Genomic DNA, 23,989 nt, shown 5'->3' on the forward strand with positions numbered 1-23,989 from the left:
TAAGAAATAGAATAGTGGAGTTGTAAGGAGTTATTAACGAGATCTAAATAGCTTCTTTTTCTATGACACTTAAAGCTAAACGGATTTTAAAATAATCCATTTGTTCATTGTAATAATCATAATAAGCTTTTAGTGAATTAGGACTGTCTAATTCTATTTTTGCCTGATGAATGGCTTCAACGTCGCTTTTACTTATAAAATCGTAAATATTAATGTCTTTTCCGTCGCTATATAATTTCGCAATATGAGAATATATAGTAGGTGTTTTTAATTGACGTTGTTCCGAAATTTCTTCAATACTTAAACCTTTTTTATATAAGTCGTAAGTAATTAGGTGTGTATCGGTTTTTTTGGTTTTTTTAATTTTTGAACCCATAAAATCCATAATTTCAGCAATAAATTCATCACCATAAACTTCCATTTTACGTTGTCCCACACCAGAAATAGTTAAAAATTCGCTTTCACTCATTGGTCTTAATTTCTCCATTTCTTTTAAAGTCGCATCACTAAAAATAAGGTATGCCGGAATGTTTTCTTCCAAAGAAATTTTATAACGCAATTTGCGTAAGCGTTCAAATAGGCTATTGGTAGCCGTTCGTTTTTCTTTTGTTTTAACTGCTGTAGCTTTGCTTTCTTTCTTAAACTCTACAGGTGTTGTCACAAAAACTTTTTGACCATCAAACAATACTTTATGCGAAAAGTCGGTTAGTTGAAGCGCGTTGTTTTTATGAAAAGCAATTTCACAAACACCTTGATTAATTAATTGAATTATATAGTGTTGCCAGTGGTTCCAAGAGGTGTCTTTTCCAATGCCATACGTTTTTACACCATTTAGTTGCTTATCTAAAATATTAGCATTGTTGGCTCCACGTAAAATATCTATAATAGTACCAATAGCTTCGGTTTGATTAATGCGATATATGGTAGATAATATCTTTTGAGCTAAAACAGTGCCGTCAAAAAACTTGGGCGGATTTTTACACACATCGCAATTCCCGCAATTATCACCTAACAACTCTCCAAAATAACTTAATAAGATTTTACGTCTGCAGGTAGTTGCTTCGCTAAATTGCTTCATCCGGTCCAGTTTTGCCATTTGGACAGCTTCATTACTAGCGCCTTGAGCAAATTTTTGAAGTTGAATAACATCGGCATAACTATGAAACAACAAAGCTTTAGCCTCTAATCCATCACGACCAGCACGACCAATTTCTTGGTAGTAACCTTCAATGTTTTTAGGCATGTTATGATGTATAACCCAGCGTACATTAGATTTGTCTATCCCCATACCAAAAGCAACTGTAGCACAGACCACTTGGGTTTTATCATATATAAAATCTTCTTGAACGCGAGAACGATCATCAAAACTTAATCCGGCATGATATGCATCTGCATTTATGCCGTTTTCATTAAGTTTTTTAGCAATTTGTTCGGTGTTTTTTCTACTTAAACAATAAACAATACCAGATTCTCCTGGATTTTTCTCAATAAAACGGATAATTTGCTTTGCTCTGCCGTCTGCTGGTCGAACTTCTAATTCTATGTTTTTACGGTCAAAAGAAGAAATGTATTGATCAGCATTTGGGATTTTTAACTGGTCAACAATATCTTGTCTTGTCGCTTTGTCTGCTGTTGCTGTCAGTGCTATAATAGGTGTATTTGGTAACTGTTGTTTTAAAAAACCTAACTGCTGGTAACTTGGTCTAAAATCGTGACCCCAACTGGAAATACAATGCGCTTCATCTATGGCAACACAGCTAATTTGAGATTCTTTTAGAATATTTTCTAATCCAGATAAACTCTCTGGCGCAACGTAAAGTAATTTTAATTCTTTATTTAAAACTTGTTCTATAATATGTTGCTGTTCTGAAGATTGTTGACTACTGTTATAAAATGCAGCCTTAATACCATTAGCATTTAATCCATCCACCTGATCTTTCATTAAAGCTATAAGTGGCGAAATAACTAAAGTTAAACCATTAAAAATTGTAGCTGGTAGTTGGAAACAAATCGATTTTCCGCCTCCTGTAGGCATAATAACCAGCGTGTCTTTTTTATTTAAAACATTTTCAATAATAGTCTGTTGTTGGCCACGAAACGAGTCGTAACCAAAATGAGATTTAAGAGATTTTAGAAGTTGGTGTTCTAATATGTCGGTCATGAAAATAAAATGAAAACCAAAGGTATTATTATCTGTCTGAATGCTGAAGAAATATTAAATTTTATTTACCAAGGAACTACAAAACATTTATGTAATTCGCCATTTGGTTTTTTTAACCATAAAAGTGGCGCGTATTTTTCAGTTTCATATATTTTTAATTGCGGAAGAATCTGCTCAAAAGTTTGCCATTCTGTATTACAATTTACATTTGCCAGCCAGTCAACTTTTATAGGTTTATAAAACTTACAATCTCTAAATTTCCCTAAATCTTTATAGTTAAAATAAAATCCATACACGCAATTATTATTTAAAGTTTTAAATAAATTATTATTATTTAATGGTTTAAAAATCTGAGCTTTAAAGTATATCTTTTGTTTGATTTGCTCTGTATCTAATTGAAGTTTTTGGAGTAGTGGTTCTGTATATTGGGAATATAATAAAGGCAATTGCTTTTCCTTCAACTTAGTTAATTTTTCTACTAAGCTATCTTTTCTCATAGGTCCAATACAACGCTCAATTTCTGTTTCGCCCAGACTTTCATCATATAAATAAAATTTAAACTGAATTTCGAGATGTGTTGGAGTACCATCAATTATATATAACCCATCAAGCTCTCCAATCGTTATTTTTTCATTTTGAATCTGACAGTTTTCAGCTAAAACTTTAATAGATTCAACTAATAACAATTCCTGACTAACAAAGCGTTCCACACGTTGTCCTAAGCGTAAGTTTTTAATAGATTCAAATTGAAATTTAGGAGTTTGATTTACCTGAGTTATTAGTGGCGACATACCCATAATTTCTTCAGAAAATAAATGTGGTGTATGGTAAAACCCGTTAAATTGTGTTTGTAAATCGTCTTCAAGCATGCACGAATCTAGCCCAAATAAATCAATTTTAAAATTTTTTTCAGATTAGTCTAAAAAACCCTTTAAAACATTGTATTTTTGCACATCTTAAAATCCCAAAATTCATTTCATGTCAGTTAAAACTTTAGACCTACAAGAACGTACCGAAGGAAAGAGTTTATATAGCTACCAAAAAGGCGCCATTAACAAAATATTTAAGTGTTTTGAAGAAGCTCCGGAAAATTACCATTTGTTATACCAGTTACCTACAGGTGGAGGAAAAACAGTTATTTTCTCTGAAATTGTACGACAATATTTAAAACACCATGAAAAGCGCGTATTAATTATGACGCATAGAATAGAGTTGTGTAAACAAACTTCTAGAATGCTGGATGAGTTTGGTGTTACAAACAAGATTATAGATAGTAAAGCCGATTTATCTGACCAAGATGATTTTAAGTGTTTTGTAGCCATGGTAGAAACGCTTAACAATCGTTTAAACGATGATAAGTTAGATATTTCTGACATTGGATTGGTTATTATTGATGAAGCACATTACAATTCATTCACCAAACTATTTAAGTTTTTCGATAATGTTTTTGTTTTAGGAGTGACTGCAACACCTTTAAGTAGTAATATTAACCTTCCTATGAAGGATAATTACAACGAATTAATTGTTGGTGAGACTATTGGCTCTCTTATAGAAAATGAATTTTTAGCACGTGCAAATATTTATTCATATAACGTAGGTTTAACCTCTCTGGTAGTTGGAGCTAATGGTGATTATACGGTTAAGTCTTCGGAAGATTTGTATACTAATACAGATATGTTAACTAAGTTAATTCAGGCTTATGAAGAACGTGCAAAAGGTAAAAAAACTTTAATTTTTAATAATGGTATCAACACCTCACTACATGTGTATGACACCTTTAGACGTGCCGGCTATCCTATAGCTCACTTAGATAATAATAATACTAAAAAAGAGCGTAAAGCCATCTTAAAATGGTTTAAAGAAACTCCCGACGCTATATTAACATCGGTATCTATATTAACCACAGGTTTTGATGAACCAACTGTAGATTGTATCATGTTAAATCGTGCTACAAAATCGTTAACGTTGTATTACCAAATGATTGGTCGTGGTTCTCGTATTTTAAAGAATAAAAACACCTTTACTGTAATAGATTTAGGAAATAACCTTCATCGATTTGGACCTTGGGGTAGCGATTTAGACTGGCAACGTATTTTTAGGTCTCCTAACTACTATTTAGATGGTATCTTAAGTGATGAAGATATTGAACAGAATTTCAGGTATGAAATGCCGGATGATTTACGTGCGGAATTTGCAAAATCTGAAGAAGTTTACTTTGACATTAATAAAACCTACATTAGTTCTGTAAGAAATGGAGAATCTAGTAAAGTGGTTTTAGAACGTTCCATTGCCCAGCATGCCAGAATTTGTATAGAAAATAGTGAAGACATGTGGGATGCTTTAGCACTTGCCAAACTTCTTGGAGACGATATAGATTATAGAATTGGTCGTTATACCAAGTGTATTAGTAAAAGCACCTATAACTTTGTAGACTGGTTGAAAGAAGACTACCGTAAGAAACTAAACGCTTATATTAGGTCAAATTTTGATGAAGTTTTTGAAGATATACATGGATTTCCTCCAGAAGACTAGCAATTAACTTATTAATAACTATGAGTACTTTTAAAGCCTTAGGCGTACATAAAAATTATCTTAAATCTTTAAAAGAATTAGGAATTGTTACTCCAACTGAAATTCAGCAACAGGCCATTCCAATCTTACTTACTTCTAAAACAGATTTAGTAGGATTAGCTCAAACAGGAACAGGAAAAACTGCTGCTTTCGGATTACCTATTTTGCACCACATAGAACCTCAAAAAAAGCAGGTTCAAGCCCTAATTTTGGCGCCAACCCGCGAACTGGTTCAGCAAATAAAAAAACAACTTTTTAAATTTACAAAGTATAATGAGCACCCAATTTTTGCTGAAGGTGTTTATGGAGGAGAAAAGATAGATATTCAACTTAAAAACCTTCAAAGACCTACACATATTATAGTGGCAACTCCTGGTCGTTTGGTCGATTTAATCAACCGAAATGCCATAGATTTAGAAAACATTAAAACCGTAGTATTTGATGAAGCCGATGAGATGCTAAGTATGGGTTTTAAAAATGATTTAACAACCATTTTAAATACCACACCTAAAACCAAACAAACCTGGTTATTTTCGGCAACTATGCCAAAAGATTTAAAGGTTATTGTAGACCGTTATATTAAGCCTAATGCGGTAAGATTAGAAGTAGATCGTAATCTTAAAACAAATGCGAATATTTCTCATTTTTATGTCGAAACTAATTTACCGGTTAAAGTAGATACTTTAGCTGCAATTTTAGATCTAAGAGGCGAGGAGCGTGGTATTATTTTTTGTCGTACCAAAGCAGGAACTCAAGCCTTAACCCAGCAACTAACAGATTTAGGTTTTAATGTAGGTGCTTTGGAAGGCGATATGACTCAGAAAGATCGCGACAAGGTTATGAGGGCTTTTAAAAATACCAGTTTGCAAATTTTAATTTCAACCGATGTTTCTGCAAGAGGCATAGATGTAGATAATTTAGGCTTTGTAATACATTACCAATTACCAGAACATATAGAATATTATACGCATAGAAGTGGTAGAACTGCAAGAGCTGGAAAAAAAGGAGAATCTATAGCTTTGATTTTGGATAATGAATTTTTGAAGTTAAAAGATATTGAAGAAAAACTCAATATAAAATTTAAAGCCATACGCTTATAATTAAAAAAGGTCTGAAATATTAATTCAGACCTTTTTTTAGATAAATAGGAGCACTATACTAATGATGTGCTTGCATTTTATCTTTACGTTTTTCTAATTGACGTTTAACCTTATCTATAGCATCTGCAAAACTCATTTTAAAATTTTCTTTACTAGAATCTGCAAAAATATTAGAGCCAGGAACACTTATTTTTATTTCAGAAATTTTACCGGTTTCGTTAGTTGGTGTATTTTCTATTTTAAAATAAACTTCTGCTCTAACAATAAATTCATATTTGTCTGCTAATTTATTTAATCTTTCAGTTGCAAATTGTTCTAGTTCATCACTTGCTTTTACATCATTGTATTCAAAATTCACATCCATAATTGTTAGGTTTTTATTATTAATAGTATAAAATTAGTTTAAAGTTAATCAAATTAAGCAGCTTTAATATAAGTTTAAGATTATTATTTAAAACTTTAAAATGCTGTTAAATTCAAGGGTTTTCGGTGTTAAGAACTCTTAAAAAGATAACTTAATTTAAAGTTATGTTTTATATTCAATAAAAACAACTTAAAACACATATTATGAAAAAATTAATTTTATTAGCCATTACATTCTTTGCAATGAATGTGTGTATGGCACAAGACCCAATCTATCAAAATGGAAATGATCGTTTTGAAAAAGAAGCTTATAAATTAGCAAAAGAGTATAATAAAAAACTTGTACTTTCTGGAAAGCAATTTAATTTATTTCAAAAAAAAATTGAAGAATTTAAAATAAAGCGGGAAAAAATTGAAAAGCAATATAAAGGAAAAGAAAAATTAGATATGTTATATAAGCTTCAGGCACAAGAAACTGGAGAAATGAGAAACATTTTAACTCAACCTCAATTTCGACTTTATGAGGAAATTAAACCAAAATATCAGCCTTTAGAGGTTGTTGAATAATTATATAAAATTTAATTAATAAAACTGACTTGTTTAAAGTCAGTTTTTTATTTTTAGAACTAATTTCATTATATGAAAATACGTAGAACGCCATTTAAATTAGCGCATTTACCAAAATTATTAAAACTTTCTGCCGCTAAATGGTACGACAGTGAGCCTTTTCAATTAAGCGCTATTGTGGCTTACTATGCCATATTATCTTTACCGGCATTTATAATTATAATTTTAAATGTTGTTGGCGGTATTTGGGGAAGAGATATTGTACAAGGTGAGCTGTTGGGTGAAATTAGTGGTGCTTTGGGAGCTGAAACAGCGGAAAGTATTAGAGTAATGATTGTAGATAAAGGAGATAAAGAAACGTCTGTATTTACAACTGTTGTTGGTATAGCAACACTATTGTATGGAGCAACTGGGGTGTTTTTTCAATTACAATCGGCTTTAGATAAACTTTGGAATGCATCACCAAGATTTAAGAGTGGTGTGATAGCTACGGTTTTTAATAGAATTAAAAGTTTTGGTTTTATATTAATTATAGGATTTTTACTATTAGTAAGTTTTATATTAACCTCTTTATTGAGCACATTCAGTAATAGATTAGAACGATTTCTTCCTGATTATTTAATAGACTTTATTTTTATTTTTGATGGTTTAATTTCTCTAGGTATTATTTATGTCTTATTTGCAGCTATGTTTAAGTTCTTGCCTAATGCTTCTATTCCATGGAGATCTGTTAAAATAGGAGCAGCAGTTACTGCTGTTTTATTTCTAATAGGAAAATATCTTTTAGCCATTTATTTTGGTGCTTTAGAGCCAGGTTCTACTTATGGCGCTGCGGGATCTATTATTTTAATAATGCTATGGGTTTCCTACTCGAGCTTAATATTATTTTTTGGAGCACAGTTTACAAAGGTGTTTTTTGATTTTTATAAAATTGAAGAAGAAGAAAAAAGGCTTGATGCAGCTGAAGAAAAAAATGTAAAGACCTCTTAGTATGTTAATAAATCTTAAACTTCACTTAAGCTTAACTTAAATATTTTCTATTGGGATTTTAGTTAGTTATATTCAATTTAAACTAACAAAAAGCTATAAAAATGATTAAACCAAGAACAAAAACACCAAATTTAGAAGTTAATTTAATTAACGGTAGTTTATGGAGATTAACTGAGCAGTCTCCTGAAAACTTTACATTAATTGTATTTTACAGAGGTTTACACTGTCCAATTTGTAAAACCTACTTAGAAGAATTACAAAAAAATATTTCAAAATTTATAGATAAAGGTGTCAATGTACTTGCACTAAGTTCAGACACCGAAGAAAAAGCCAATGAAGCTTTTGATAAGTGGGATATGGGAGACATTCCTTTAGGTTATAATTTTCCAATTGAAGAAGCTAGAAAATGGGGATTATATATATCTAAAGGTATTAAAAAAGAGCCTGATAACTTTATTGAACCTGGCTTGTTTCTTATAAAACCAGACCAAACACTTTATTTTTCTTCAGTTCAAACGATGCCTTTTGCTAGACCAGACTTTAAGGATGTATTAAGTGCTATTTCATTTGTATTGAAAGAAGATTATCCTGCTAGAGGAGAAGCTTAATTAAATATCTTAATTTTGTGTTTATGGAATTAAACGCACAAAATTTATTTACAACCAATTTACCAGAAGATCATATTTCTGAAAATTACAGGCGTCAGGTTTTTGACGCCTGTTTTTCGTTGGTAACTCCAGAACAATTTAAAACTCCAGAAGTTGTTCACGTGAGTGAAGATGTTTTAAAATTGATAGGATTAGATAAAAACGATGCTAATTCAGAAGCATTTAAGCATATGGTAACAGGCAAGAAATTACCTGAAGCGTTTAAACCTTATGCCATGTGTTATGGCGGACATCAATTTGGACATTGGGCAGGACAGTTAGGCGATGGAAGAGCCATTAATTTAACCGATGTCCTTGCAGATCGTAAAATTCAAACCCTGCAACTTAAAGGAGCAGGAGCGACGCCATATTCTAGGTCTGCAGACGGTTATGCGGTTTTAAGATCTTCTATTAGAGAACATTTGTGTAGTGAAGCCATGTTTGCTCTTGGGGTGCCAAGTACACGTTCCTTGTCTTTAGCTCTTTCAGGAGAACAGGTTTTAAGAGACGTGATGTATAACGGTAATGCAGCTTACGAGAAAGGCGCAATAGTATGCAGAGTAGCGCCGAGTTTTATTAGGTTTGGTAATTTTGAAATTTTAGCAAGTAGAAATGATGAAAAAACCTTAAAACAGCTTACCGATTTTACGATTGCCAATTATTTTCTAGAAATTAAAAATGATGAAAAAAAATATACTTCTTTTTTTGAGTATGTAGTCAACCAGACTTTGGATATGATTATTCATTGGCAACGTGTTGGCTTTGTGCATGGCGTCATGAATACCGATAATATGTCCATCCATGGTTTAACTATAGATTATGGACCTTATGGCTGGTTAGAAGATTACAATTTAGGATGGACGCCAAATACAACAGACTTACAGCATAAACGCTATCGGTTTGGAAATCAACCGCAAGTTGCATTTTGGAATTTAATTCAACTAGCCAATGCTTTAGTGCTTTTAACAAAAGAAACTGAAGATTTGGAAGCTATTTTAGATCAGTATCATACGACTTATTTAAAAAAGTATATTCAAATGATGACTACAAAACTAGGTTTATCTCAAGTAAAAGAAGGCGATAAGGAGCTGGTTCTAGATTTAGAACAGGTTTTAATGTTGGCTGAAACAGATATGACCATTTTTTTCAGACTACTCTCAAATTTTGATGCTAAACAGGAACTTATTAAAGCTGATGATGCATTTTTAGACCTAATTAAACCTGCATTTTATAATTTTGATGCATTAACTGTTTCACACAAATCAGAATGGTTTCAGTGGTTAACCACATATAAATCACGCTTACTAGAAAATAATTTTTCAATTGAAGAAAGGAAAAAGCACATGAATGCTGTAAACCCTAAATATGTACTTAGAAATTATATGGCGCAACTGGTTATAGAAGATGCTGAAAAAGGTAATTATGATTTGTTGAATGACATTCATGAACTTTTAAAAAAACCTTACAGTGAGCAACCACAGTATGAAAAATGGTTTGCCAAAAGACCAGATTGGGCTAGAAATAAAGTAGGTTGCTCTATGTTATCGTGTAGCTCTTAAGAGTGTACTTAGTTAATTCTTGTTAAGTTGTGTTAAACCTATTTTAAATAGGAAGCTAAAGTCTTAGTTGAAGTGTATCTTCGATAAAAAATCAGCAAAAATGAATAAGATAAAAGCTTACGGAACAGAAAGTCATAAAGACGATTTAAAAGAAATGACCATTGAACGTCGCGACGTTTTAGAAAATGATGTCAAAATAGATATATTATACTGTGGTGTTTGCCATAGTGATATTCACGCAGCCAAAAACGATTGGGGAAATTCTAAGTATCCATTAGTTCCTGGACACGAAATTGTAGGTAAAGTAGTAGAAGTTGGTTCTGCAGTTAAAGACTATAAAGAAGGTGATATTGTTGGAGTGGGCTGTATGGTCGATTCTTGTCAAGAATGCCAACCTTGTGAAAATGATTTAGAACAATTTTGTGAAAAAGGTATGGTAGGTACTTACAACGGTAAAAATAAACATACCGGAAAACAAACTTTTGGTGGATATTCTACAACAGTTACTGTACGTGAAGAATTTGTATTAAAAGTTCCAACTAATTTAGATACAAAAGCTGTAGCCCCATTATTATGTGCAGGAATAACAACATATTCACCGCTTAATCACTGGAACGTGAAAAAAGGAGATAAAGTTGGTGTTGTTGGTTTAGGAGGTCTTGGACATATGGGAATTAAATTTGCGCATGCAATGGGTGCAGAAACTATTATGATTACCACAAGTCCAGATAAAGCTAAAGATGCAAAACGTTTAGGGGCAGATGATGTGATTATTTCTAAGAATGAAGATGAAATGAAAAAACACAAAAACTCTTTCGATTTTATTCTGAATACAGTTCCTGTAAAGCACGATATTAATCCGTATTTAAATTTATTAAAAATTGATGCTACTATGTGTATGGTTGGTGCAATTGAGCCTTTAGAACCTATGAATGGTGGAAATCTAATTATGGGACGAAAAAGAGTAGCAGGATCTTTAATTGGTGGAATTAAAGAAACTCAAGAAATGTTAGATTTCTGTGGAGAACATAATATTACTTCAGATATTGAAATGATTGATATGCAGGATATTAACACAGCATTTGAAAGAGTTACAGATAGCGATGTAAAATACCGCTTTGTAATTGATATGGATAGCTTAAAATAGGCTATACTTAAATATAAAAAAAGTGCGCATTCAAAATTTTGAATGCGCTCTTTTTTTGTTAATCATTCCTATTATAGTGCTCTTTTAAATATATAGCGCGTAATAAAAATTCCTTTTCCATCATCTTTTCCAGCATCACTTTCCACAGCACTACTTACAAATGCTAAATCCCAACCTTCTGCTAACATAGCAGTTAATTTTGATGAAATTACGGCATCATTGGCTGCAATATTTTGAAACCTGATACCGCCAATATTATAAAAATTTAAAAGTTTAGTTTCTTCAAAATCTTTTACTCTAATATCTCCACGCTTAGATTTGTTTCTTGTGTTATCGTCTTCCGTTTGTTCTGAAGTAAACTCCTTGTAATTACGATCTTCTTCATAAGATATAATACGAGATCTACCTAATCCATTAGGAACAATAGACTCAACGCTCGTAATAACTTTAATTTCAAATTTAGGAGAAGTAGTTTCTGTTTGTGCAGAAACCTGAGTAATTAATAATAGAAAAATACACTGCTAAAAAATAAAGATTTCATTTTAAAAGGTTTAAAAATTAGTTAGCACTAATATAACTAGAAATATTAAGTAATGAATTATCGGTAAAATGAAGTAATGACGTTTTTTTAGATTAATTTCGTTAATTATAACCTTAAAGAACACCATTGAAAGCACCAAGCTCAAAAATTCTAATTGTACTCGCCTTTTTTTCAATTTATATTATTTGGGGTTCTACCTATTTGTTCAATAAAATTGCAGTAACAGAGTTACCAGCACTGTATTTAGCGGCAATTAGATTTTGTTTTGCAGGTCTATTAATTATAGTTCTAGCAAAGCTGTTCAAAATGAATTTAAAAATTAGCAAAAAACAATTTATCAACTCTATTATTGCTGGGTTTTTATTTTTGGTATATGGAAATGGTGTATTTGTATGGGCTTTAAATTATTTAGATAGTGGTTTTGCAGCATTATTAGCTTCTACACAACCTTTATTTGTCTTAATTTTAATGCGTATAATTGATAGAAAACCAATTAAAAAGAAATCAATTATTGGAGTTACCTTAGGTTTATTAGGTATGTATTTATTGGTTAGTCAAAATGATATTACTACAAAAACAGGAACTGTACTAGGTATTTTTATGGTATTTACCTGTGTATTTAGTTGGAGTTATGGCAGTGTGTTTGTTTCAAAAGCCGATTTACCTAAAAATTTCTTTGTGGCTACAGGTTATCAAATGCTTACTGCTAGTGTTATTTTGGGTATTGGAAGTTTACTGTTTAAAGAACAATGGATATCACCTTTAGATTGGAGTATAAAGGTAAAAGGCGCAATGTTATTTTTAATTGTGTTTGGAGGTATTGTTGCTTTTACGGCATTTAATTATTTATTAAAACAAGTTTCTACAGACAAGGTAGCGTCTTCATCATATGTTAATCCTGTTATTGCAATGCTATTAGGTTATACTATTTTAGACGAAAGTTTAAGTACACAATCTATTATAGCTTCAGCTATTTTATTATTGGGCGTTTATTTTATCACTTCAAGAAAAGAGAAACGACCAGTTAAACCCAAAATTTAGATAAAACATTTTAAAATGATTAATAATTTTAAAGATTTAGGAATTAAGACAGACTTTATAAATAAGCTGTCTCAACTAAATATTAACAATCCAACTAAAATACAACAACAAAGTATACCCTTCTTATTGAACAAAGAAGCCGACTTGGTGGCTTTGGCTCAAACAGGAACAGGAAAAACTTTGGCTTTTGGGTTACCTATTTTACAAAAAATAGCTATTGAAAAAACACATATTCAAGCATTAATACTTGCACCAACAAGAGAACTAGGTCAACAAATTTCTAATGACCTTACATCATTTGCTTCTCATAACTCAAATATCAAAATTGCCTCACTTTTTGGTGGAGCAACGATAAAATCTCAAAAAGAAGCTTTGGCACAACATCCACAAGTTGTAGTAGCAACGCCAGGTCGTTTATTAGATTTATTGGATAAAAAAGCGATGCGTTTAAATGAGATTACCTTTTTGGTTTTAGATGAAGCAGATGAGATGCTGAATAGTTTTAAAGATGCTATTATTGAGATTATCAAACAAAGTTCTAAGCAAAAACGTATGTTATTGTTTACAGCAACTTGGTCTAGTCAAGTTAAACAAATCGTTAATGATTATTTATCTAAAACAGTAGAAACTATAGAGATTGCAGAGGTTGAAAAGTCAGCTTCAGGTATCAATCATCAATTTGTAGTTGTAGAACCTATAGAAAAATTAGAGGTGCTTATGCATTTTTTAAATTCCAAAGAAAACGTTCAAGGTATAATATTTTGTAAAACAAAAGCAGCAGTAAATAAACTGGCCAAAAACTTGGCTAAGCATAAATTTTCTTCCGGAGCTTTACATGGAAGTTTGTCTCAAGGCATTCGAGATCGTATTACTGGACAGTTTAGAGATGGTCATCTTAAAATTTTGGTAGCTACAGATTTAGCTGCACGTGGTTTAGACATTAAAGATTTAGATTATGTAGTTAATTACCATTTGCCAGATACTTACGATAATTATGTGCATAGAACAGGAAGAACCGCCAGAGCAGGAGCAAATGGTTTGGCTTTAACTGTTTTACAACAAGAAGAAGTATTTGAAATCCCTGAGTTTGAAGAAGAATTAGGTATTACATTTAAACAATATATTAAAGCAGATGCCGCAAGTATTGAAGCCAATAATACTTTATTATGGGCTAAAAAAATTTTTAAAACCAAGCCTAACCGTGAGGTTTCAGAAGATTTAAAGTCTCAGATAAAAACTATTTTTCATCACTTAACCAAGGAAGAATTAGTGGATAAAATTTTGGCGCATTATATTAAAGAAAATCAATCAAAGCAAAGTAAAAAATAAAAGGTTTTAATCATGTCAACTAGAATAAAGTCGCATAAAGAAATCCTTCATAAGTTAGGTATAGAAGCATTAAATCCAATGCAGGAAGAAGCCTTATTGTCCATTACTTCGGTTGAAAACACCATTTTACTTTCGCCTACAGGAACAGGTAAAACACTAGCATTTCTGTTACCGGTTTTAGAGACTTTAGATATAAATAACCCAGATGTACAGCTTCTAATATTGGTGCCGTCCAGAGAGTTGGCTATTCAAATTGAGCAGGTTATTAGAGAAATGGGTACTGGTTTTAAAGCTAATGCGGTTTATGGTGGTAAAAACTTTAGTAAGGATAAAGTTGAGTTAGCACACACACCAAGCATCATTATTGGAACACCAGGACGTGTTGCAGACCACTTAAGAAGAGAAACTTTTTCTGTAATTGCTATAGAAACTTTGGTGTTAGACGAGTTTGATAAATCTTTAGAAGTTGGTTTTGAACAAGAAATGAAAGAAATTATTTCAAGCTTACCACATATTAAGCGTCGCGTACTTACTTCGGCTACAAAAGATATGGAAGTGCCTCGTTTTGTGGGCTTAAAAGATGAAATAGTTATAGATTATCTTCATACAAAAATAAGTGCTTTAGATATTAAAAGAGTAATAGCTCCAGAGAAAAATAAACTACAAACATTGTTAGAATTGCTCTATTATTTAGGCAATAGTTCAGGGATTATATTTTGTAATTTTAAAGATACTATAAATTATGTGAGTCAGTTTTTAGAATCCAATCATATTCCGCATGGTACTTTTAATGGCGATATGGAACAAATGGAGCGGGAGCGTAGTTTAATAAAATTTAGAAACGGAACCCATCAAATTATTATTGCTACCGATTTAGCTGCAAGAGGTTTAGACATTCCAGAACTTCAATATATTATTCATTATCAGTTACCCTTAAAAGCTGAAGAGTTTACGCATCGTAATGGTAGAACTGCACGAATGAATGCTAAAGGTACAGCCTATGTACTACAATGGGAAAAAGAGATTTTACCTGAATTTATTGATGCTCCAATTTTAAAGGATTTACCAGCAAGAGAAAGCGCTATAGAAAACCAATGGCAAACACTATTTATCTCTGGTGGACGTAAAGATAAAATCTCTAAAGGAGACATAGCAGGCTTATTTTTTAAACAAGGTCAATTGCAAAAAGACGAGTTAGGCCAAATTGAATTGAAACAAGACTGTGCATTTGTTGCGGTTATTAAGGATAAAGTAGAAGAAGTTATTGCGCTAACCAATAATACAAGACTTAAAAAGAAAAAGGTTAGAGTTACCCTAATTTAAAAGAGCATAATAAATGAATGTTGTTTTAAACGAAATATTAAAAAATAAGAGCATAAAAACCATAATTTTTTGGATGTGTATTGGTGTAAGTCAGTTGGTGTTTTCTCACGTCTCTGAAGGTCATGAGCGCATTGAAAAAGAAGCTTATAAACTATTAAAAGCTCAATTGTCTTCTGGTAACTTACCAGATGGACTAGAAATATTTAATTTTTTAGTACAACATGGCATTATAAAAAACGATGATAATGCCAACAGTGCATATCCCGATTTAGATTTGGGAAGGCAGTTTCTGTCAGACCGACAAATTTTTCATTTTATGGCAGATAACCGGTATGTGGTAGAAGCCTTAAGAAAATTTGAGTCCTTAGAAACTCAGAAACAGTATGTCTTACAAAAAGCTTTGCCAGATGGATTAAATATGATTTACACCTTATTTCGAGAAGTTGTAGATAATCCAGAAGCCGCAAATAAAGCCGGACGAGGTATTTATGTACTAATGCATGCTATAATGGATTCTTATTCCCGAGAGCACACGATTAGAACGGCTAATACTTTTGAATTAGAAACTATTAAGAGCTGGCAATTATCGAGATTGTATTGGCCAAAAGGGACAAAAATTAAAGATAAAAAACAATCTGGTAAAGCTCAAACCTTAGTGTTCTTGCATACAAATGCAGGATTAGGCGATAAAGAATGGGAAGACGAAACTGGTATATTAAATAAAGAAGCTTCTCAAGCTGCTAAAGCGGTAAAAGATCTTTTAGTGGCTATATATAGTGCGATCCTTCATAAAGAACAGGAAGAGGAACTTATTAAAGCTTATTTAAAAATTCATTTTAAACCAAAAAACGCTCAAGTTTTTAAGGATTATTTCGAATTAGACACTGTAAAAATTCCACTAAGTTATGCTGAAGGTTATTTAAATAATTATAATGTTTTGAAACTAGATCGCTATCCATTGTTTTCGCATATGCTTTATTTTCAAAGAACAGCTGGTTTAGAGAATAACAGTGCTTTAGGTTATGAAATGGCATATCATGTTACTCCAAGAGCTGCCTTTTCTTCAACTTCATTTTTTCAACGTATTCCATACGGATTTGTAATTGGTGTTAACGAGAATAGAAACATTTTTAATGAAAACAAAATATTAAGGACACTTCAATTTAAGTGTTTGGGTAAATTAGGAATTTATTTGCCTTTACGTAACTTAGTATTTGAGCCCAGATTAGGTTTTAGTATAACGCCATTTTACAAAAACGATAAACAGCCACATTTACTAACAGGATTTGATGTTGCTTTTAACTTAGGAAGAGACAATAATAGAAAACGAACTAAAAGATTTTCGGTAGGTTACGAATACAATCGTATAAATTTTAACTCTTACAATAATATTAGTTTAAAAGTAGGATTTAACAGTTGGCAGGGCAGAGTTATTAGAAAGTAATTTCATTTTACCAGATATACTTTTGTGGCACACTAATTGAACTGCTTATGGTAATTAATATAAATACAATTACAATGATTAAAGGTACAGTAAAATTTTTCAACGATGATAAAGGATTCGGATTCATCACAGAAGAATCTACTAACAAAGAACATTTTGTTCACATTTCAGGTATAATTGACGAAATTCGTGAAGGCGATGACGTTCAATTTGAACTAACAGAAGGAAAAAAAGGATTAAACGCTATAAACGTTACTGTTATATAATATTTTCTCTTTATTAAAACTGAAAGCCCATCTAAAACTGATGGGCTTTTTTTGTTTTTAGTTAAACGTTAGTTTAAAACGTAATAAAATCATAGTAATTTAGGGTTCGCCAAAAAGAAAAGCCCATCATAAAATTTGTAATGGACTTTTGTAAATAAAGTTTCGTTTTAAAAACTAATGCTTTAATTGAATTAATCCAACAGCATTTAAAACTCTTATAATCAAATAAGTCACATCTATTTCATACCATTTATAACCAAAATTTGCACGGCTTGCATGCTTGTGGTGGTTGTTATGGTAACCTTCGCCCATCATTAAAAAATCAAAACGAAATAAGTTTTTACTTGTGTCTTTCACCTTAAAATTGACATAGCCATAAATATGTGCAAACCAGTTAATAATAACACCATGAAGAGGCGCCATTAAAAGTGTTATGGGTAACAAAAGCCATTCCCACCAAGTGGTGGCAAAAACTATAAAAAATAAGATGTATAAAGACCCCCATAATAATCTCGAAAAGCGTGAACTTGCAAAAGCATCAAAAGTACTCCATTGCGGTACATTTTTGGTAAATCGAGCGTCAATGTGTACACGCTGTTTATTTATATCTTGATAAATGTTTTTTGTTTTCCACATCATTGCAAACAAATTAGCGTCATAAGATGGCGAGTGTGGATCTTCTTCAGTATCTGTAAACGCATGATGCATACGATGCATAATTCCGTAACCATAAGCACTTAAATAACTTGGGCCTTGAAAAAGCCAAGTTAGTATAAATGTTAAGCGTTCCATTGTCTTGGACATTGTAAATACTTGGTGCGCAGCATAACGATGCAAAAAGAAGGATTGGAAAAATAACCCGCCATACCAAAGCAATAGGACAAAAAGAATAATTATCATGTACGTTTTTTTGCAAAGATAAATTCAAGCTTTGAGTCAAACAATGAACTTAGGCTAATAAAATACGTTTTCTAATACGACTTAAAGCTTGTGCTGTCACACCTATGTAAGAGCTTATATATTTTAAGGGAATGACTTTTAAAAGCTCTGGTCTTTCCTTAAAAAGCTTAATATATCGTTCTTCTGCCGATAAGTTTAAGAGGTTTTGTTCTCTTGTAGATTTAATTAAAAATAAACGCTCTGCTGTTAAACGACCAATTAAATTACCTATTTGTGTGGTTTGGTAAACATCTTGCAGGTCGCTATAGCTAATACTTAATAAAGTGGTCTCTGTAAGTGCTTGTAGTTGGTATGCAGAAGGTTTTTGAGTAAGAAAAGAATCGTATGCACTAACAAACTGGTTTTTAAAACTAAAACCAAAAGTAATTTCTTTTTCAGGATTTTCTTTTGGAATATATAATCTTACCACACCAGATTCAATAAAGGAAATAGAATCTTCAACGTCGTTTAATTTTAAAAATACTTTTTTTTTAGGAATAACCTTACGTTGTAATTTAGACGTAAAAAATAACCAATCTTGCTGAGATATTTCGGCTATTTGATCTAAGTAATTTTTTATTTGTTGCAAAACGAATTCAATTATAAAACAAATATACTTAAAGCTACATGAGCTTTATGGTTTTAAGGAAACTTTAGTAGGTTATGCTTAGAATAGATATAGCTGAAACCATAAAATATAAAACAAGTCCCAGAAAATAGGTTTAAAACCGTAAAAGAATTTATGCTTTTTATATTTAATTGAAGAAAAAAAAGGTGCTATGTTAGCAACCTTTTTTAAATTTTATTTTAAACTTTCTAATAATTTTTCAGCTACTAATTTTGAGGAAGCTGGATTTTGTCCTGTAATTAAATTACCATCTTTTATGGCGTAAGCAGCCCAATCTTCTTTTTTAGAATAGATTCCGCCATTACTAGATAGCATATCTTCAACTAAAAAAGGAACAACATTAGTTAAACCAACCGCGTTTTCTTCACTATTAGTAAATCCTGTTACTTTTTTTCCTTTTACTAGAGGAGAACCATCTTCAGCATTAACATTTTTTAAAGCAGCTGGAGCATGACATACAAATGCTATAGGCTTATTTTGTTTATTAAATGTTTCTATAAGTTGTATAGAGGTTTTGTCATTTGCTAAATCCCATAAAGGTCCGTGTCCACCAGGATAAAATACCGCATCAAAATTAGAAGCATTCATTTCAGATAGTTGTTTTGTATTTGCAATAATGTTTTGAGCTTCTTTATCGGCATTAAAACGTTCAGTTGCTTCAGTAGCTGCGCTTTCTTCATTACTTCTTGGATCTATTGGTGCAGCACCACCATTTGGCGTAGCTACAGTAATATAAACACCTTGATCTAAAAGCGTGTAATAAGGACTTGCAAATTCTTCAACCCAAAATCCTGTTTTTTCTCCAGTATCTCCAAGTTGGTCGTGAGAGGTTAATACAAATAATACGTTCATTTCTTTCTTTGTTTTTTGTTCTGTTGGTGTTTCCGAAACCTTTTCGGAAGCCTTTTTGTTTTCTTTGCAACTATAAGCTGCTAAAGTGATAAGGGTTACGACTATTAATTTTAATGGTTTCATGTTTTAGTTAGTTTAATCGATTACCGTAACTAAATGATCCATAGGTTTTCTAACCTTTTCTAAGTCGGAAAGCCAATCTTCTTCTGGTTTTCTATAACCTAAAGGTAATAGTACAGTACTTCTTAATCCTTTTTGACGTAATCCTAAAATTTCATCTACAGCATTAGCATCAAAACCTTCCATAGGTGTGCTGTCTACTTTTTCAAAAGCAGCAGCAATAAGTGCATGTCCTAAAGCTATATACGCTTGTTTTGCAGCATGGTTAAAGTTTTCTTCAGCCTCTTTTTGTGGGTAAGAGTTTAATAATTGCTGACGATAATTTTCCCAACCTTCATTTTTAAATCCGCGAATTTCATTGGTTAAATCGAACATATAATTAATTCGATCTTCCGTGTAAGTATCCCAAGCAGCAAAAACTAATAAGTGAGAACATTCTGTTATAACCGATTGATTCCAACCTACCGCTTTAATTTTTTCTTTAAGTTTTTTGTTTTTTACTACCATTATTTCAAAAGGTTGTAGTCCGCTAGACGTTGCTGCTAAACGAGCTGCTTCTAGAATACGTTCTATTTTTTCTTCTGGGACAACGTCACCATTCATTGCTTTTGTAGCGTAACGCCAGTTTAATTTTTCTTGTAATTCCATAATTTTATTTTTTGTTGTTTAAAAGTTCTTTGATGTTATTTGAAAGTATTATAGGGTTTATTTGTGGTGGTTGTTTTGCTATATAAAGCATAGCTTTAGCAATAGTTTCAGCTTTTATACTTTGGTATTTTTCTAGTGGACCAAATAGTAAAGGATTTAAAAAATTAAAGACTTTTATGCCTAAATGTTCTAAAAAACGAGATTCGTTTCTTTCGCCATTAATTAGTGAAGGTCTTAAAACGTAGGTATTTTTTATATTTTGTTTAAAAATGGCTTGTTCCATTTCACCTTTGGTTTTATTATAAAACACACGACTATTTTTGTTGGCTCCCATAGCAGAAATAACTATAAACGTTTCTATACCATTTACTTTTGCCAATTTAGCAGTGTTTGCGGGGATGCCACAATCAATTTTCTTGTAAAGGTTTTTATCTGATGTTTTTGATTTTGTTGTTCCAATACAACAAAACACCACATCACCTGTAAAATCTTCAGCAAAAGATTCTATTTCAAATAAATCTCCAATAAATTGAAAGACCTTATTTGGTAAACCTTCAATTTTAGATCTAGAAAATAGTTTAATACGCGTATAGTAATTGTCTTTTATTATTTGGTCGAGTAAAATTCCGCCAGTTAACCCAGAAGCTCCTAAAATTATAGCTGTTTTACTCATGAGTTTAAGATGTTTTTATGCTATTCCATGCGGCTTGAAAAGCGTCTTCTAAATGAACATCATCTAAAATAAAAGCGCCACGTTGTTGCATGGTCATTAAAAATGATATCGGATTAATGGTATAGGCATATAATAAATAATCTGATATGGGTTTTATAACCCCTTCTTGTTTGCCGCGCTCCCATAAATCGAGTAGGGGTTGTAAGTGTTTAATGCCTTCTTGGCGGCAAGACTCTTCTATAATTGGTGTATTATCGCATTGGGCTAAAAACAAAGCATACTCACTTTCTTTTAATTTAAAGTGGGCAATTCGTTTCCATATTAATTCAAAACCTTCTTTAACAGGCTTATTTTCGTTATAAGTTTCAAAAGCATAATTGGTATAATTGCTTTTAACTTCCATATACGTTTTATTTAGTAAGTCTTGTTTGTTTTCAAAATACAAGTAAATGGTTGCTGGAGATACTTTTGCCATTTTTGCGATTTTACTCATAGGAGTAGCGTGAAATCCGTTATTATTAACGAGATCTATAGTGGCTTTAATTAAAGCATTTCGTTTATCTATACTTTTTTGAAGTGTTGCCATTTTAAAAAATTATGACACAAATTTACTTAAAAATGAATGTTCATTCTTTTTTTTAACAAAGATTTAATTTCGATAGGTTAGTAAACTAAAATATAATATTCAATTAGTCGGAAGACATTAAAATAAGGAAGACACCAATTAAAACACCAGTTAAAGGCACTAATTTTTGACGTTTATTTTTTTCTTTAAACACCAAACCACCAATAACGACAGCAATTATAATTTGGCTACGTTTAATAGCAGATAATAACATAATTAATGCTTCAGGATCTTGTAAGGCTTTAAAATAGAAATAATCTGCAGCTTGAAGCAAAATACCAACCATGGGAATAGACCATTTCATTTTAAATGCTTTGCGTTTATGTTTGTAAGGAAACCAAGTAAAACCTAAAATAACTAATAGGATTAAAATAGTATAAAAACAAAACCAAAACTGTAACGTTTGTGGGTTAAGCTCCAGACTTTGTATTAAAAACTTATCGTATAAACCACTACTGGCACCCAAAAAAGTAGCTGCTATAATAGCGAATATATATTTGTTGCGTTTAAAGTGAATACCTTCTTTTTTTCCTACGCGAGAATATAAAAGCATAGAAAAAATAATAAGAAAAAAGCCAATCCATTGTAGTGCATTAGGATTTTCATTATAAATAAGAATTGCACCTATAAACGTAAAAAAAGGTCCAGCACTTCGTATAGGTGTTACAATAGTAATAGGCAAATGTTTTAGTGCTTGATAGGCCAAAATCCAAGAGGACGCCATAATTGCTGACTTTATAAAAATAAACCCATGTGTTTGCCAAGATATGCTTTGAAATTGATATCCATTGGCAGCAGCATAGTTTGGATAAAATTTAGACATAATATAAAATCCTGCTATAAAAATAAATCCGCTAGATACAGTGCCTAAAAGCACAGGAAACACTTCGTTTCCTTGTACTGCATGTTTTTTACATAAATTATGTAAACCAATAAATAAAGCTGCTAAAAGACCAAGATAAATCCACATAGTTGGCGAATATACTATTGTTTAAAGTGTTAATTATTATGGGTAAGTGAAATTTTACATTTTTTGAAAGCATTTTGTTTTGTAAAACCAATGCATAACTAATTATAGGTCTTACATTTGCTTTTTTAAAATTTATCTAACACCAATTATTTATATAAATATGAGTTATAAACTCTATAAAAGTCTCTTTTTACTATTAGTTATAAGCAGTTTTACTTCGGTCAATGCTCAAAATATAGATAAACTTAAAGAGTTTTTTACATTTTATCCAAACAAAAAAGCAGTAGAAAAAGATTCTACATTATACCTGCAAAAATTTATTGCAGCACCAGTAATGAGTTATGCTCCAGAAACTAATTTTGCTTTTGGGACAGGTGCAAAATATTTATTTAAATTTAATGGTAGTGGAGAGGAGACACGAGTGTCTAACATGCCAATGACCTTACAATATACTTTAAATAATCAATTTTTTCTTTACAGCGGATTTGAAGTATTTACCAACCAAGAAGAATGGGTTATAGAGGGTAACTTATTGTTTCAAAATTATCCAAGATTATATTATGGCATAGGCTCGGACACCAAAAAAGAAGCCGAAGAGCAGTACGATTATTATCAGTTTTTAATAGAACCTATTTTCTTAAAGCAACTATTTCATCGTTATCTTTTTATTGGTGCAGGATTTAGATATAATTCTATTTTTAAAACAGAAATAGAACCTAACGGACTAATAGCTACAAATAGACCAGAAGGTTTTGACGGATCTACATCTGTAGGTGCAGAATTTGCTGTGTTGTTTGATAGCCGAAGCAATATTTTAAACGCTCAAGATGGTTGGTACTTAGAGTTTACGCATGGTTTATATGATAAAGTTCTTGGAGGTACTCAAAAATTTAATTTAACACGTATCGATTTAAGACATTATATAGATGTCTCTAAAGAGAATGACGATATTTTAGGGCTACATATTGCTGGACAAACCTCTCGTGGAAATTTACCGTTTTCTGAATATTCTTTTTTTGGAGGCAGTGATATTATGAGAGGTTACAAAGAAGGTCGCTTTGTGGACAGAGATATGTTTGCAACACAAATGGAATATAGAAAAAACTTTAAAGACTCAAGACTTGGTCTAGTTGGATTTATTGGTGCAGGCGATGTTTATCACAATATAGATCAATTTCAGTTTAAAAATTTAAAACCAAATTATGGCGTTGGTGCTCGTTTTAGCATAGACAAAAAAGAAAACCTTAATTTGAGGTTAGATTATGGCTTTGGAAAAAACACTAGCGGCTTTTACTTAAGCATTGCTGAAGCGTTTTAGATTATATAAACGGATAGAATTATTTAGCTTTTTTTAGGGTTATTGAACACATGAGAATCCCTTATTTAAAGTTTTATTAAGCTATGTTTTAATATATGAATCATCCACGGAATTATCAAATATTAAAAATGCGCTATAATGTTCTGCGTTATGTAACTTGAGCTTTG

General features: G+C 31.5%; 24 protein-coding genes. 13 read left to right on the top strand and 11 right to left on the bottom strand.

Translation table 11 applies throughout. From position 1 onward, the window contains the following. Positions 1-43 precede the first annotated feature (43 nt). Both recQ and C7H52_RS07620 read right to left on the bottom strand, forming a co-directional pair. Entirely contained in the window at positions 44-2,161 is a 2,118-nt protein-coding gene (gene recQ, locus C7H52_RS07615; protein WP_106463305.1) for a DNA helicase RecQ, read from the bottom strand. 65 nt (positions 2,162-2,226) lie between these two features. Further along, positions 2,227-3,030: a DUF1853 family protein gene (locus C7H52_RS07620; RefSeq protein WP_106463306.1), complete on the bottom strand. Its 804-nt coding sequence runs from the start codon at positions 3,028-3,030 to the stop codon at positions 2,227-2,229. A gap of 109 nt (positions 3,031-3,139) precedes the next feature. On the opposite strand from C7H52_RS07620, the gene C7H52_RS07625 reads away from it, so the two are divergent. Continuing rightward, entirely contained in the window at positions 3,140-4,693 is a 1,554-nt protein-coding gene (locus tag C7H52_RS07625; RefSeq protein ID WP_106463307.1) for a DEAD/DEAH box helicase, read from the top strand. A 20-nt stretch (positions 4,694-4,713) separates the two neighbouring features. After that, complete coding sequence (locus tag C7H52_RS07630) at positions 4,714-5,832, top strand: DEAD/DEAH box helicase (RefSeq protein WP_106463308.1); 1,119 nt, start codon at positions 4,714-4,716, stop codon at positions 5,830-5,832. Between the two features lie 58 nt (positions 5,833-5,890). Here C7H52_RS07630 and hpf read toward each other — a convergent pair whose 3' ends face one another. Continuing rightward, positions 5,891-6,196, bottom strand: a complete 306-nt coding sequence (gene hpf, locus C7H52_RS07635) for a ribosome hibernation-promoting factor, HPF/YfiA family (RefSeq protein ID WP_106463309.1) — start codon at positions 6,194-6,196, stop codon at positions 5,891-5,893. Positions 6,197-6,399: 203 nt separating this feature from the next. Here hpf and C7H52_RS07640 point away from each other — a divergent pair, with 203 nt between their 5' ends. The 5 genes from C7H52_RS07640 to C7H52_RS07660 all read left to right on the top strand — a co-directional run bounded on the left by C7H52_RS07640 (position 6,400) and on the right by C7H52_RS07660 (position 11,105). Then, the gene (locus C7H52_RS07640) at positions 6,400-6,762 is read left to right on the top strand and encodes a hypothetical protein (protein WP_106463310.1); all 363 of its coding nucleotides are present in this window, start codon (positions 6,400-6,402) and stop codon (positions 6,760-6,762) included. Positions 6,763-6,834: 72 nt separating this feature from the next. Beyond that, positions 6,835-7,752: a YihY/virulence factor BrkB family protein gene (locus C7H52_RS07645; RefSeq protein ID WP_106463311.1), complete on the top strand. Its 918-nt coding sequence runs from the start codon at positions 6,835-6,837 to the stop codon at positions 7,750-7,752. Between the two features lie 101 nt (positions 7,753-7,853). After that, entirely contained in the window at positions 7,854-8,360 is a 507-nt protein-coding gene (locus tag C7H52_RS07650) for a peroxiredoxin-like family protein (RefSeq protein WP_106463312.1), read from the top strand. Between the two features lie 23 nt (positions 8,361-8,383). After that, on the top strand, positions 8,384-9,958 hold the full coding sequence (locus C7H52_RS07655; RefSeq protein WP_106463313.1) for a protein adenylyltransferase SelO: 1,575 nt from the start codon (positions 8,384-8,386) through the stop codon (positions 9,956-9,958). Between the two features lie 100 nt (positions 9,959-10,058). Beyond that, entirely contained in the window at positions 10,059-11,105 is a 1,047-nt protein-coding gene (locus C7H52_RS07660) for an NAD(P)-dependent alcohol dehydrogenase (protein ID WP_106463314.1), read from the top strand. A gap of 71 nt (positions 11,106-11,176) precedes the next feature. On the opposite strand, the gene C7H52_RS07665 is transcribed toward C7H52_RS07660, so the two are convergent. Further along, on the bottom strand, positions 11,177-11,605 hold the full coding sequence (locus tag C7H52_RS07665; protein WP_245918604.1) for a hypothetical protein: 429 nt from the start codon (positions 11,603-11,605) through the stop codon (positions 11,177-11,179). Between the two features lie 167 nt (positions 11,606-11,772). Here C7H52_RS07665 and C7H52_RS07670 point away from each other — a divergent pair, with 167 nt between their 5' ends. The 5 genes from C7H52_RS07670 to C7H52_RS07690 all read left to right on the top strand — a co-directional run bounded on the left by C7H52_RS07670 (position 11,773) and on the right by C7H52_RS07690 (position 17,049). Next, positions 11,773-12,687: an EamA family transporter gene (locus tag C7H52_RS07670; protein WP_106463316.1), complete on the top strand. Its 915-nt coding sequence runs from the start codon at positions 11,773-11,775 to the stop codon at positions 12,685-12,687. A gap of 15 nt (positions 12,688-12,702) precedes the next feature. Beyond that, positions 12,703-14,016: a DEAD/DEAH box helicase gene (locus tag C7H52_RS07675; RefSeq protein ID WP_106463317.1), complete on the top strand. Its 1,314-nt coding sequence runs from the start codon at positions 12,703-12,705 to the stop codon at positions 14,014-14,016. A 12-nt stretch (positions 14,017-14,028) separates the two neighbouring features. Next, positions 14,029-15,339: a DEAD/DEAH box helicase gene (locus C7H52_RS07680; RefSeq protein WP_106463318.1), complete on the top strand. Its 1,311-nt coding sequence runs from the start codon at positions 14,029-14,031 to the stop codon at positions 15,337-15,339. Positions 15,340-15,352: 13 nt separating this feature from the next. After that, complete coding sequence (locus C7H52_RS07685) at positions 15,353-16,783, top strand: hypothetical protein (protein ID WP_106463319.1); 1,431 nt, start codon at positions 15,353-15,355, stop codon at positions 16,781-16,783. A gap of 74 nt (positions 16,784-16,857) precedes the next feature. After that, a complete protein-coding gene (locus C7H52_RS07690) occupies positions 16,858-17,049 on the top strand; it encodes a cold-shock protein (protein WP_106463912.1) in 192 nt (63 codons plus the stop codon). A 174-nt stretch (positions 17,050-17,223) separates the two neighbouring features. On the opposite strand, the gene C7H52_RS07695 is transcribed toward C7H52_RS07690, so the two are convergent. From C7H52_RS07695 to C7H52_RS07725, 7 genes are all read right to left on the bottom strand, one after another. Beyond that, positions 17,224-17,949 carry an acyl-CoA desaturase gene (locus C7H52_RS07695; RefSeq protein ID WP_106463320.1) on the bottom strand — a complete coding sequence of 242 codons (726 nt, stop codon included), beginning with the start codon at positions 17,947-17,949 and terminating at the stop codon, positions 17,224-17,226. A gap of 49 nt (positions 17,950-17,998) precedes the next feature. Beyond that, positions 17,999-18,577: a Crp/Fnr family transcriptional regulator gene (locus tag C7H52_RS07700; RefSeq protein WP_106463321.1), complete on the bottom strand. Its 579-nt coding sequence runs from the start codon at positions 18,575-18,577 to the stop codon at positions 17,999-18,001. A 213-nt stretch (positions 18,578-18,790) separates the two neighbouring features. Then, on the bottom strand, positions 18,791-19,591 hold the full coding sequence (locus tag C7H52_RS07705; RefSeq protein ID WP_106463322.1) for a type 1 glutamine amidotransferase domain-containing protein: 801 nt from the start codon (positions 19,589-19,591) through the stop codon (positions 18,791-18,793). Positions 19,592-19,603: 12 nt separating this feature from the next. Then, positions 19,604-20,236, bottom strand: a complete 633-nt coding sequence (locus tag C7H52_RS07710) for a nitroreductase family protein (protein ID WP_106463323.1) — start codon at positions 20,234-20,236, stop codon at positions 19,604-19,606. A gap of 4 nt (positions 20,237-20,240) precedes the next feature. After that, entirely contained in the window at positions 20,241-20,909 is a 669-nt protein-coding gene (locus tag C7H52_RS07715; RefSeq protein WP_106463324.1) for an NAD(P)H-binding protein, read from the bottom strand. A gap of 4 nt (positions 20,910-20,913) precedes the next feature. Beyond that, positions 20,914-21,495, bottom strand: a complete 582-nt coding sequence (locus C7H52_RS07720; protein ID WP_106463325.1) for a TetR/AcrR family transcriptional regulator — start codon at positions 21,493-21,495, stop codon at positions 20,914-20,916. A 103-nt stretch (positions 21,496-21,598) separates the two neighbouring features. Next, positions 21,599-22,504: an EamA family transporter gene (locus tag C7H52_RS07725; protein ID WP_106463326.1), complete on the bottom strand. Its 906-nt coding sequence runs from the start codon at positions 22,502-22,504 to the stop codon at positions 21,599-21,601. 160 nt (positions 22,505-22,664) lie between these two features. On the opposite strand from C7H52_RS07725, the gene C7H52_RS07730 reads away from it, so the two are divergent. Continuing rightward, on the top strand, positions 22,665-23,822 hold the full coding sequence (locus C7H52_RS07730; RefSeq protein ID WP_106463327.1) for a BamA/TamA family outer membrane protein: 1,158 nt from the start codon (positions 22,665-22,667) through the stop codon (positions 23,820-23,822). Positions 23,823-23,989 lie beyond the last annotated feature (167 nt).

Origin of the sequence: Aurantibacter aestuarii (assembly GCF_003008425.1) — a bacterium.
GTDB lineage: Bacteria > Bacteroidota > Bacteroidia > Flavobacteriales > Flavobacteriaceae > Aurantibacter > Aurantibacter aestuarii.

What these genes read in the sequence shown, in the direction of transcription:
- C7H52_RS07660 (WP_106463314.1), top strand. Translation starts at nt 10,059, where the DNA reads ATGAATAAGATAAAAGCTTACGGAACAGAAAGTCATAAAGACGATTTA.
- C7H52_RS07720 (WP_106463325.1), bottom strand. Translation starts at nt 21,495, where the DNA reads ATGGCAACACTTCAAAAAAGTATAGATAAACGAAATGCTTTAATTAAA.
- C7H52_RS07675 (WP_106463317.1), top strand. Translation starts at nt 12,703, where the DNA reads ATGATTAATAATTTTAAAGATTTAGGAATTAAGACAGACTTTATAAAT.
- hpf (WP_106463309.1), bottom strand. Translation starts at nt 6,196, where the DNA reads ATGGATGTGAATTTTGAATACAATGATGTAAAAGCAAGTGATGAACTA.
- C7H52_RS07640 (WP_106463310.1), top strand. Translation starts at nt 6,400, where the DNA reads ATGAAAAAATTAATTTTATTAGCCATTACATTCTTTGCAATGAATGTG.
- C7H52_RS07705 (WP_106463322.1), bottom strand. Translation starts at nt 19,591, where the DNA reads ATGAAACCATTAAAATTAATAGTCGTAACCCTTATCACTTTAGCAGCT.
- recQ (WP_106463305.1), bottom strand. Translation starts at nt 2,161, where the DNA reads ATGACCGACATATTAGAACACCAACTTCTAAAATCTCTTAAATCTCAT.
- C7H52_RS07655 (WP_106463313.1), top strand. Translation starts at nt 8,384, where the DNA reads ATGGAATTAAACGCACAAAATTTATTTACAACCAATTTACCAGAAGAT.
- C7H52_RS07685 (WP_106463319.1), top strand. Translation starts at nt 15,353, where the DNA reads ATGAATGTTGTTTTAAACGAAATATTAAAAAATAAGAGCATAAAAACC.
- C7H52_RS07690 (WP_106463912.1), top strand. Translation starts at nt 16,858, where the DNA reads ATGATTAAAGGTACAGTAAAATTTTTCAACGATGATAAAGGATTCGGA.
- C7H52_RS07715 (WP_106463324.1), bottom strand. Translation starts at nt 20,909, where the DNA reads ATGAGTAAAACAGCTATAATTTTAGGAGCTTCTGGGTTAACTGGCGGA.
- C7H52_RS07730 (WP_106463327.1), top strand. Translation starts at nt 22,665, where the DNA reads ATGAGTTATAAACTCTATAAAAGTCTCTTTTTACTATTAGTTATAAGC.
- C7H52_RS07710 (WP_106463323.1), bottom strand. Translation starts at nt 20,236, where the DNA reads ATGGAATTACAAGAAAAATTAAACTGGCGTTACGCTACAAAAGCAATG.
- C7H52_RS07680 (WP_106463318.1), top strand. Translation starts at nt 14,029, where the DNA reads ATGTCAACTAGAATAAAGTCGCATAAAGAAATCCTTCATAAGTTAGGT.
- C7H52_RS07630 (WP_106463308.1), top strand. Translation starts at nt 4,714, where the DNA reads ATGAGTACTTTTAAAGCCTTAGGCGTACATAAAAATTATCTTAAATCT.
- C7H52_RS07620 (WP_106463306.1), bottom strand. Translation starts at nt 3,030, where the DNA reads ATGCTTGAAGACGATTTACAAACACAATTTAACGGGTTTTACCATACA.
- C7H52_RS07650 (WP_106463312.1), top strand. Translation starts at nt 7,854, where the DNA reads ATGATTAAACCAAGAACAAAAACACCAAATTTAGAAGTTAATTTAATT.
- C7H52_RS07725 (WP_106463326.1), bottom strand. Translation starts at nt 22,504, where the DNA reads ATGTGGATTTATCTTGGTCTTTTAGCAGCTTTATTTATTGGTTTACAT.
- C7H52_RS07625 (WP_106463307.1), top strand. Translation starts at nt 3,140, where the DNA reads ATGTCAGTTAAAACTTTAGACCTACAAGAACGTACCGAAGGAAAGAGT.
- C7H52_RS07695 (WP_106463320.1), bottom strand. Translation starts at nt 17,949, where the DNA reads ATGATAATTATTCTTTTTGTCCTATTGCTTTGGTATGGCGGGTTATTT.
- C7H52_RS07645 (WP_106463311.1), top strand. Translation starts at nt 6,835, where the DNA reads ATGAAAATACGTAGAACGCCATTTAAATTAGCGCATTTACCAAAATTA.